Origin of the sequence: Pseudomonas sp. Pseusp97 (assembly GCF_047304025.1) — a bacterium.
Classification (GTDB): Bacteria; Pseudomonadota; Gammaproteobacteria; order Pseudomonadales; family Pseudomonadaceae; genus Pseudomonas.
This window is the reverse complement of record NZ_JBGLYK010000223.1, coordinates 1-8,970: the sequence shown is the minus strand read 5'-3', so window position 1 is coordinate 8,970 and position 8,970 is coordinate 1. Positions and strand designations below refer to the sequence as shown.

Sequence of the window (8,970 nt, the reverse complement as noted above, 5' to 3'; positions counted from 1 at the left end):
AAAATCTATACTTTTCCTCCCCCCGTCCGCCCCCATGTTTCCCCCCGGCCCCCCCCCCCGTTTCTTTCCCCCCCCCACCCCCCGCTCCTACGAAAAGCCCCAAAGAAAAAAGCCCCAAAGAAAAGGCCCGCTCGATGGCGGGCCTTTGGGTCACTCCTTGGGCACCAGCTTCAAGGATGCCGAGTTGATGCAGTAACGCAGCCCAGTCGGCCGCGGGCCGTCGGGGAAGACGTGGCCCAGATGCGCATCGCACTTGCCGCAGCGCACTTCGATGCGGTGCATGCCGTGGCTGAAGTCCTCCAGCTCCTTGACCACCTCGCCGTTCACCGGCTGGAAATAACTCGGCCAGCCGCTGCCCGAATCGTACTTGGCATCGGAGTCGAACAGCGCGGTGCCGCAGCACACGCAGTGGTAGATGCCCGGGGTCTTGGTGTCGTGGTATTCGCCGGTGAAGGCGCGTTCGGTGCCGCCCAGGCGGCAGACATGGAACTGCTCGTCGGTGAGTTCGTCACGCCAGGATTCCAGGGGCTTTTCCAGCTTTTCCATCGATCTGCCTCCATTAATGGAAAAAATGCCCGATGCCTCCTTTTCCGGGAATCGGGCCGCACGTATGATGCGCGTGGTTAACGTCAGGTTCAGAATCTGCCGCACAGAGACATTCTCGCGATAGAAAAGCCTTAAAAACTCTACTTTTTCGAGAAATCCACTGTTTTCCTGTCGATTTTCAGGGTCGACACCAGGGAAAAGCACTTCCGAACCCCTCATTTGACGCCAGTCTGTCACCCGCGTTACAGCCTGCCAAGTCGCCGGCCGCGGACTATTTCGGAATCCCAGATCATGCAGGTCACCAAATCGAACAAGCTCGCCAACGTCTGCTACGACATTCGCGGGCCCGTGCTCAAGCACGCCAAGCGCCTGGAAGAGGAAGGCCACCGCATCCTCAAGCTGAACATCGGCAACCCGGCGCCGTTCGGTTTCGAGGCGCCGGACGAGATTCTCCAGGACGTCATCCGCAACCTGCCCACTGCCCAGGGCTACAGCGATTCCAAGGGGCTGTTCAGCGCGCGCAAGGCGGTGATGCAGTACTACCAGCAGAAGCAGGTGGAAGGCGTCGGCATCGAGGACATCTACCTCGGCAACGGCGTCTCCGAGCTGATCGTCATGGCCCTGCAGGCGCTGCTCAACAACGGTGACGAGGTGCTGATCCCGGCGCCCGACTACCCGCTGTGGACCGCCTCGGTCGCCCTCTCCGGCGGCAAGCCGGTGCACTACCTGTGCGACGAGCTGGCCGGCTGGTTCCCCGACGTCGCCGACATGAAGGCGAAGATCACCAGCAACACCAAGGCCCTGGTGCTGATCAACCCGAACAACCCCACCGGCGCGGTCTACTCCAGGGAAGTGCTGCTGGACATCGTCGAGCTGGCCCGCCAGCACAACCTGGTGATCTTCTCCGACGAGATCTACGACAAGATCCTCTACGACGAGGCCCAGCACATCTCCACCGCCTCGCTGGCGCCGGACGTGCTCTGCCTGACCTTCAACGGGCTGTCCAAGTCCTACCGCGTGGCGGGCTTCCGTTCCGGCTGGATCGCCATTTCCGGGCCCAAGCACAAGGCCCAGAGCTACATCGAGGGCCTGGACATCCTGGCCAACATGCGCCTGTGCGCCAACGTGCCCAGCCAGCACGCGATCCAGACCGCACTGGGCGGCTACCAGAGCATCAACGACCTGGTCCTGCCGGGCGGACGCCTGCTGGAACAGCGCAACCGCGCCTGGGAATTGCTCAACGACATTCCCGGCGTCAGCTGCGTCAAGCCCATGGGCGCGCTCTATGCCTTCCCGCGCATCGATCCGAAGGTCTGTCCGATCCACAACGACGAGAAATTCGTCCTCGACCTGCTGCTTTCCGAGAAGTTGCTCATCGTTCAGGGCACCGCTTTCAACTGGCCCTGGCCGGATCACTTCAGGGTGGTTACCCTGCCGCGTGTCGATGACCTGGAACAGGCCATCGGACGCATCGGCAACTTCCTGAAAAGCTATCGCCAATAATCATCGCCAGTGAATCCCAGCGCATAAATGGACCTGCAGATCGACGACTTCTACAAGGATGCCGCCTCCGGCCTGCTGACGCTCTACCAGGCCTTCCCGCGCAAGATCGCCCTCTACGTCGAGGACCTGATCGGCCGGGAAGAGCCGGACGAGTTCGGCCTGCCCAGTACCCGCCACCAGAGCTGCCTGGGTGCGCTCCTGTGGCTGGCCGACGAGGGCTACCTGCGCTTCGAGGCAACCATTCGTTACGAAGCGCTGGACCAGGCGGTTCTCAGCGAAAAGGCCTTTCTGCGCCTGACCCGCATCGTCCCCCACGCCGTGCGCGACGGCGAGGAACTGCCGCCCAGCGTGCGCCGCGACCAGGCCACGCTGGCCAACCAGCTGCGCGAAGCCCTCGCAGCCCGGCACGGGGAACGCATCGCGCGGCTGACACGTCTACTCTTCGAAAGCGACCTCGGGCGCCCCTAGTCCGCGCAGGCGACACAAGTTGAAATAGTCCCCGAGTTGAATCGCCTGGGGGCCAACCGTATATACCCCGCATACTATTCAGCGATCCCGTGGCCGCCTGTGCCCGGCGATCCGCAAAGCCGCGTTCCCAGGCGGTTTTGCCCATGTCACCGTGAGGAGAAGCTTTACGCCATGATGCGCATCCTGTTGTTCCTGGCCACCAACCTGGCAGTTCTGGTGATCGCCAGCATCACCCTGAAACTGCTCGGCGTGGACCGTTTCACCGGCCAGAATTACGGTAGCCTTCTGATTTTCTGCGCCGTCTTCGGCTTTGCCGGCTCCCTGGTTTCGCTGTTCATCTCCAAGTGGATGGCGAAGATGAGCACCGGCACCGAGATCATCAGCCAGCCGCGCACCCGCCATGAACAGTGGCTGCTGCAGACCGTGGAAGAGCTGTCCCGCGAGGCCGGCATCAAGATGCCGGAAGTGGGCATCTTCCCCGCCTACGAGGCCAATGCCTTCGCCACCGGCTGGAACCGCAACGACGCACTGGTCGCGGTCAGCCAGGGCCTGCTGGAGCGCTTCTCGCCTGAAGAAGTGAAAGCCGTGCTGGCCCACGAGATCGGCCACGTGGCCAACGGCGACATGGTTACGCTGGCGCTGATCCAGGGCGTGGTGAACACCTTCGTGATGTTCTTCGCGCGCATCTTCGGCAACTTCGTCGACAAGGCGATCCTGAAGAACGAGGACGGTCCGGGCATCGGCTACTTCGTCGCGACCATCTTCGCCGAGCTGGTCCTGGGCATCCTCGCCAGCATCATAGTCATGTGGTTCTCGCGCAAACGCGAATACCGCGCCGACGAAGCCGGCGCCCGTCTGGCCAGCACCGGCGCGATGATCGCAGCCCTGCAACGCCTGCGCGCCGAACAGGGCGTGCCGGTGCAGATGCCCGATTCGCTGCAGGCCTTCGGCATCAACGGCAACCTCAAGCACGGCCTCGCCGGCCTGTTCATGAGCCACCCGCCGCTGGAAGACCGCATCGAAGCCCTGCGCGCCGCCGGCCGCTAAGCTTCAAGGCGATAAAAAAGGGCGGCCCGCGGGCCGCCCTTTTTCTTGCCTGCAATTAAGCCGCGACGCAGCGCGAACACCACTTCGTCCAGGTTGCTGACGCCGCGCTTGAGGAACTTCGGATTGTCCGCCAGCACATCCAGGCGCTCCACTTCCTCCATCGCCCAGCCCTCGGCGAAGAGCGCGCGCACCTCATCCGCCAGCACGGCGAACGGCGGGCCATCCATCTCGGCCTGCGGGTATTCCAGGCTGATCACCAACCCGCGCGCCTGATACGGCAGGATGCGCTGCAGATGCACCGCATAGTCGGCGCGCAGATCCGGCGGCAGGGCGATCAGCGCTGCGCGGTCGTACAACGCGCTGCAGCCAGCCACCTGCGCGGGCGTGACATCGAAGAAATCGCCCTGGAGAATCTCCAGGCGCTCGTAGCTGTATCGGCGCAGCGCGCCTTCCTCAGTGATCTGCGGTACGACACCCAATTCAGCGAAGAAGTCGACGGCAGCCCTTTCGGCCAATTCGACACCCAGCACGCGGTACCCCCACTGCGCCAGCCAGAGCATGTCCAGGCTCTTGCCGCACAGCGGCACCAGCACCTGGGACTCCTCGGGCAATTGCAGGTTCGGCCAGTGCCGTTGCAGGCCGGGGTTCACCGCCTGCTGATGGAAACCGATTTGATTGCGCGCCCAGCGCGACTGCCAGAATTCATGCTGCATAGGTCACCTGTTCAAACACTTCGCATCGCGCGGGGCAACAGCCAGCGCCACCAGGTGCCGCGCCGCTCGCGTTGGCGCTCTCCGGACTCCAGTATTTTCAGCCGGACCTGGTCACCGCGCACCCGCTGCACGCAGATCTCGGTGCCGTCCTCCAGACGGAGGCAGTCACCGAGTTCGAGCACCAGGACTTGTTCAACTTTCTGCATAGCCGAATTCGCCATCTGTTTCGGAAATTTCCGCAAACTCTAACGCATCGTCCGACTGACATCCTGCCAATGCGCTCTATGGCGACTGGCTCCATGACTCTGCAACCGAGTTCGCACTTCCACAGCGATGCGGTCCAGGGGAATCCTTTCCCAGCAATAAATCGAGCTGGACGATCATTACTGTCAAAAACCTATACTGGATTTCGATCTTTAGCCGCGGGAACATGGAGTCATTCAAGTAGCGAGGTTCGCCATGCTCCCTGCCCTGTTCATCTCCCACGGTTCTCCCATGCTGGCGCTGGACCCCGGTGCCAGCGAGGCTCCCTTGAAGCGCCTGGCGCAAGAGCTGCCGCGCCCCAAGGCCATCCTGGTGGTCTCCGCCCACTGGGAAACCCCCGACCTGCGTATCACCGCATCGCCCAAGCCGGACACCTGGCACGACTTCTACGGCTTCCCGCCGGAGCTCTACGCGGTGCAGTACCCGGCCGCCGGCTCGCCGGAACTGGCCCGGCGAGCCGCCGAGCTGCTGGCCGACGATGGCCTGTCCGCCACCCTCGATCCGCAGCGCCCGCTGGACCACGGTACCTGGGTCCCGCTGAGCCTGATGTACCCGGACGCCGATATACCCGTCGTGCAACTGTCGCTGCCGAGCCGCCTCGGCGCCCCCATGCAGCACCGCATCGGCGTGGCGCTGCGTGCGCTGCGCGAGGAAGGCATCCTGCTGATCGGTTCGGGCAGCATCACCCATAACCTGGGCGAGCTGGACTGGCATGCCGGCCCCGAGGTCATCACGCCCTGGGCCAAGGCCTTCCGCGACTGGATGGTGGAGCGCCTGGAGGCCGACGACGAAGCCGCCCTGTTCGACTATCGCCAGCAGGCGCCGCACGCAGTACGCAACCATCCGCGCGACGAGCACCTGTTGCCGCTGTACTTCGCCCGCGGCGCGGGCGGGTCGCCAATGACGGTGGAGCACGCCGGCTTCACGCTCGGCGCGCTGGGGATGGATATCTACCGCTTCGGCTGAACAAATGGCTCTTCGTAGGAGCGAGCTTGCTCGCAAACCCCATTGCACTGGAGTTTCCGGTAAATGGTTCGCGAGCAAGCTCGCTCCTACAGAAAAGCCCCCCCCGGAAACGAAAAAGCCCCGCCAATGGCGGGGCTTTTTCATGCACGGGGCTGACGAATCAGTCTTCGCGATAACGGCGCAGGCGCAAGGCCTTGCCAGCGACGCGGGTGTCCTTGAGCTTGGTCAGCAGACGGTCGAGGTTCTCTTCCGGCAGCTCGATCAGGCTGAAGGTCTCGCGGATCTGGATGCGGCCGATGGCCTCGCGGGACAGGCCGCCCTCGTTGAGGATGGCGCCCAGCAGGTTCTTCGCCTGTACGCCGTCACGGGCGCCCAGGGCGGTGCGGCAACGGGCCTTGCCTTCCGACGGAGCAGCCATCGGACGACGCTCGCCGCTGCGCTCCGGACGATCACCGCGCTCGGGGCGATCGCCACGCTCGCCGCGCTCGTAACGGTCGCTGCGCTCACGCGGGGCGGCCGGGGTCAGCGGCTGTTCGCGGCGGACCGATTCCAGGTCCAGCGCCTTGCCTTCGGTCAGCTTGGCCAGCAGCACGGCGGCCAGGGTGTCCATGTCGGTACCCAGGCGACGGCACAGCTCGTCACGCACGGCGCCACGGCTGGCAACGGCGTTGGCCAGCAGCGGTTGCAGGCCGGTGGCCAGGCGGTTGAGGCGCGCCTCGAGCACGGTTTCGGCGTCCGGCAGGCGAACTTCGCCGACCTTCTGGCCGGTCACACGCTCGATCACCTGCAGCATGCGGCGCTCGCGCGGAGTCACCAGCAGCAGGGCGCGGCCCTCACGACCGGCACGGCCGGTACGGCCGATACGGTGTACGTAGGATTCCGGATCGTACGGCATGTCCACGTTCAGTACGTGGGTGATGCGCGCCACGTCCAGGCCGCGAGCGGCGACGTCGGTGGCGATGACGATGTCCAGTGAGCCGTCTTTCAGCGACTCGATCACGCGCTCACGCTGGGCCTGCGGCATGTCGCCATTCAGCGCGGCAGCACGGTAGCCCTGGCGCTCGAGCAGCTCGGCGATGTCCAGGGTGGCCTGCTTGGTGCGGACGAAGCCGATCAGCGCGTCGAACTGCTCGACTTCCAGCAGACGCAGGATCGAGGCCGGCTTCTGGTCGGCGTGGACCATCAGGTGCACCTGCTCGATGCGGGCGACGGTCTGGGTCTTGGCAGCGATACGGACGTGCTTGGGCTCTTTCAGGTGGCGTTCGGCGATGCTGCGGATCGAGGCCGGCAGGGTCGCGGAGAACAGCACGCTCTGGCGGCTGGACGGCATGGCTTCGAAGATCACTTCGAGGTCATCCATGAAGCCGAGCTTGAGCATTTCGTCCGCTTCGTCGAGCACCAGGCTCTTGATGGTGGACAGCAGATTTTCGTCGCGGCGCAGGTGGTCGCACAGGCGGCCCGGCGTGGCGACCACGACCTGAGCGCCCTGGCGCAGAGCCTTCAGCTGCGGGCCCATGGGCGCGCCGCCGTAGACGGCAATGACGCCGACGCCCGGCATCTGCTTGGAATAGGTTTCGAAAGCGGTAGCAACCTGCAGGGCCAGCTCACGGGTCGGCACCAGCACCAGTACCTGCGGTACGCGGCGGCTCGGCTCGATCTGCGACAGCATCGGCAGCGCAAAGGCAGCGGTCTTGCCGGTACCGGTCTGGGCCTGGCCGATCATGTCGTGGCCTTCGAGGATCACCGGGATCGACTGGGCCTGGATCGGCGACGGCTCTTCATAGCCGACAGCAGCAATAGCAGCGAGAACACTGGGGTGAAGACCGAGCGCGGCGAAGCCGGCGGTTTCCTGGGTCATGGGTTTTGCCTCTAAGTACATCCGCAAAGACCCAATAGCCGAGCTGCGCATGCCCTGTACGACAATGAAGTCACCCAGGCAGCTGGAAGCGGGGATTTGCGAAATGAAGATTGGAAGAATGCGTCAAGGAAGTCCGCACTGCGGACACACAGACCGAGCCTGAAGCTGCGGAAAAATGCGGGATCCGAAACGAGGCCAGCGTTTGGCCGGCGCGTATCATACCGGAAATTCCTGACCAATGTGTTTCTTTTCGGAACAAGGCCGGCGAACGGTCATGGCGTGGACAACCCCCGCCCCGCCGGCTATACCGTGCAAGCCACCTGACCGGAGCCCGCCGATGACCGCCAGCAGCGAACCGCGCATCACTGTCGAACGCCTTGACCACGTCCTGCTGCTGGGCCTGAACCGGGTCGACAAGCGCAACGCCTTCGACCTGGAGATGCTCACCCAGCTGGTGCTGGCCTTCGGCGAATACGAGCGCGACGACGACCTGCGTTGCGCCCTGGTATTCGCCCATGGCGAACACTTCACCGCCGGCCTGGACCTGGCCAATATCGGCGAGACCTTCCGCACCGGCTGGAGCATGCCCGAAGGCTCGGCCGATCCCTGGGGAACCTTCGGCGGACGGCGCCTGACCAAACCGCTGCTGGTGGCCGCCCAGGGCTACTGCTTCACCCTGGGCATCGAGCTGATGCTCGCCGCCGACATCAACCTGTGCGCCAGCAATGCGCGCTTCGCCCAGCTCGAAGTGCAGCGCGGCATCTTCCCCTTCGGTGGCGCCACCTTGCGCCTGCACCAGGTGGCCGGCTGGGGCAATGCCATGCGCTGGCTGCTCACCGGTGACCCCTTCGATGCCCACGAGGCCTATCGCATCGGCCTGGTGCAGGAAGTCACCGCGCCGGAAGAGCTGATGCCCCGTGCGCTCTGGCTGGCCCAGCGAGTCGCCGCCCAGGCACCGCTGGGTATCCGCGCCACCCTTGCCTCGGCGCGTCGCAGCCTCGACGAAGGCGAAGAAGCGGCCGCAAGGCTGTTGCCGGCGATGGCCAGCGAACTGTTGTCCACCGCGGATGCGCAGGAGGGGTTGAACGCCATGCTGGAACGCCGCGAAGGCCGATTCCAGGGCAAATGAGCGCTTGCGCAGGCAGCAAACGGAACCATCGTGCGAAAAGCGCTATATCCAAGGTATTAAAAATACTGGCAAAACGGTCTTAATTCTTTAGTTTCCCCTTAAAAATCAGTGAGTTGTTTTTCACAAAACGACTATATACAAGTTCCAATTTCGCGCCTGGAAACAAACCTCTAGAACTGACTCCAGAGCAGCTCAGCGGCTCGCCGGATACCGACCGGGACGCACGCTGACTGACGTTCTCATGGAGGAATTCGATATGTCAGGCCCGATCCGCGTTTTCGCACTTTCCCTTCTTGTCGTTGCCCTGTCCCTGCAAGGTTGCAGCAGCCACGGCGGCAGCAGTCACCACCGCTCTTCCGACAGCAGCAGTACTGACGATGGCTCCGGCTCCGGCTCCGGCTCCGGTTCGGGCGGCGATGGCAGTGGCGGCAGTGGCGGTACCGGCGGCGGCACCGGTGGCACCGGCGGGACTGGAG

At 64.1% G+C, this 8,970-nt stretch carries 8 protein-coding genes and 2 pseudogenes; 6 read left to right on the top strand and 4 right to left on the bottom strand.

The genetic code is table 11. The features are described 5' to 3' along the window. Positions 1-150 precede the first annotated feature (150 nt). Positions 151-546: a peptide-methionine (R)-S-oxide reductase MsrB gene (msrB, locus tag ACCC94_RS24905; RefSeq protein ID WP_413352291.1), complete on the bottom strand. Its 396-nt coding sequence runs from the start codon at positions 544-546 to the stop codon at positions 151-153. Positions 547-837: 291 nt separating this feature from the next. Here msrB and ACCC94_RS24900 point away from each other — a divergent pair, with 291 nt between their 5' ends. The 3 genes from ACCC94_RS24900 to htpX all read left to right on the top strand — a co-directional run bounded on the left by ACCC94_RS24900 (position 838) and on the right by htpX (position 3,564). After that, positions 838-2,049, top strand: coding sequence for a pyridoxal phosphate-dependent aminotransferase (locus ACCC94_RS24900; protein ID WP_413352290.1), 1,212 nt, complete (start codon positions 838-840; stop codon positions 2,047-2,049). A gap of 27 nt (positions 2,050-2,076) precedes the next feature. After that, positions 2,077-2,517, top strand: coding sequence for a hypothetical protein (locus ACCC94_RS24895; protein WP_413352289.1), 441 nt, complete (start codon positions 2,077-2,079; stop codon positions 2,515-2,517). A 171-nt stretch (positions 2,518-2,688) separates the two neighbouring features. After that, positions 2,689-3,564 (top strand): protease HtpX, encoded by an 876-nt coding sequence (htpX, locus tag ACCC94_RS24890; RefSeq protein WP_024766954.1) that lies wholly within the window; start codon positions 2,689-2,691, stop codon positions 3,562-3,564. Here the strand turns inward: htpX and ACCC94_RS24885 are convergent. Both ACCC94_RS24885 and ACCC94_RS24880 read right to left on the bottom strand, forming a co-directional pair. Beyond that, entirely contained in the window at positions 3,561-4,277 is a 717-nt protein-coding gene (locus ACCC94_RS24885) for a thiopurine S-methyltransferase (RefSeq protein ID WP_413352288.1), read from the bottom strand. The two genes, htpX and ACCC94_RS24885, sit on opposite strands and share 4 nt — an antisense overlap. 11 nt (positions 4,278-4,288) lie before the next feature. Then, complete coding sequence (locus tag ACCC94_RS24880; RefSeq protein WP_413352287.1) at positions 4,289-4,483, bottom strand: hypothetical protein; 195 nt, start codon at positions 4,481-4,483, stop codon at positions 4,289-4,291. A gap of 253 nt (positions 4,484-4,736) precedes the next feature. Between ACCC94_RS24880 and ACCC94_RS24875 the strand changes: the two genes are divergently transcribed. Next, on the top strand, positions 4,737-5,507 hold the full coding sequence (locus ACCC94_RS24875) for a DODA-type extradiol aromatic ring-opening family dioxygenase (protein ID WP_413352286.1): 771 nt from the start codon (positions 4,737-4,739) through the stop codon (positions 5,505-5,507). A 160-nt stretch (positions 5,508-5,667) separates the two neighbouring features. On the opposite strand, the pseudogene ACCC94_RS24870 reads toward ACCC94_RS24875, so the two are convergent. After that, positions 5,668-7,400, bottom strand: a pseudogene (locus tag ACCC94_RS24870) (DEAD/DEAH box helicase). Between the two features lie 302 nt (positions 7,401-7,702). Here ACCC94_RS24870 and ACCC94_RS24865 point away from each other — a divergent pair. Next, positions 7,703-8,494, top strand: coding sequence for a crotonase/enoyl-CoA hydratase family protein (locus tag ACCC94_RS24865; RefSeq protein ID WP_413352285.1), 792 nt, complete (start codon positions 7,703-7,705; stop codon positions 8,492-8,494). A gap of 256 nt (positions 8,495-8,750) precedes the next feature. Continuing rightward, positions 8,751-8,970, top strand: a pseudogene (locus tag ACCC94_RS24860) (hypothetical protein); the annotation flags it as partial.

What these genes read in the sequence shown, in the direction of transcription:
- ACCC94_RS24875 (WP_413352286.1), top strand. Translation starts at nt 4,737, where the DNA reads ATGCTCCCTGCCCTGTTCATCTCCCACGGTTCTCCCATGCTGGCGCTG.
- ACCC94_RS24900 (WP_413352290.1), top strand. Translation starts at nt 838, where the DNA reads ATGCAGGTCACCAAATCGAACAAGCTCGCCAACGTCTGCTACGACATT.
- ACCC94_RS24885 (WP_413352288.1), bottom strand. Translation starts at nt 4,277, where the DNA reads ATGCAGCATGAATTCTGGCAGTCGCGCTGGGCGCGCAATCAAATCGGT.
- ACCC94_RS24880 (WP_413352287.1), bottom strand. Translation starts at nt 4,483, where the DNA reads ATGCAGAAAGTTGAACAAGTCCTGGTGCTCGAACTCGGTGACTGCCTC.
- htpX (WP_024766954.1), top strand. Translation starts at nt 2,689, where the DNA reads ATGATGCGCATCCTGTTGTTCCTGGCCACCAACCTGGCAGTTCTGGTG.
- ACCC94_RS24895 (WP_413352289.1), top strand. Translation starts at nt 2,077, where the DNA reads ATGGACCTGCAGATCGACGACTTCTACAAGGATGCCGCCTCCGGCCTG.
- ACCC94_RS24865 (WP_413352285.1), top strand. Translation starts at nt 7,703, where the DNA reads ATGACCGCCAGCAGCGAACCGCGCATCACTGTCGAACGCCTTGACCAC.
- msrB (WP_413352291.1), bottom strand. Translation starts at nt 546, where the DNA reads ATGGAAAAGCTGGAAAAGCCCCTGGAATCCTGGCGTGACGAACTCACC.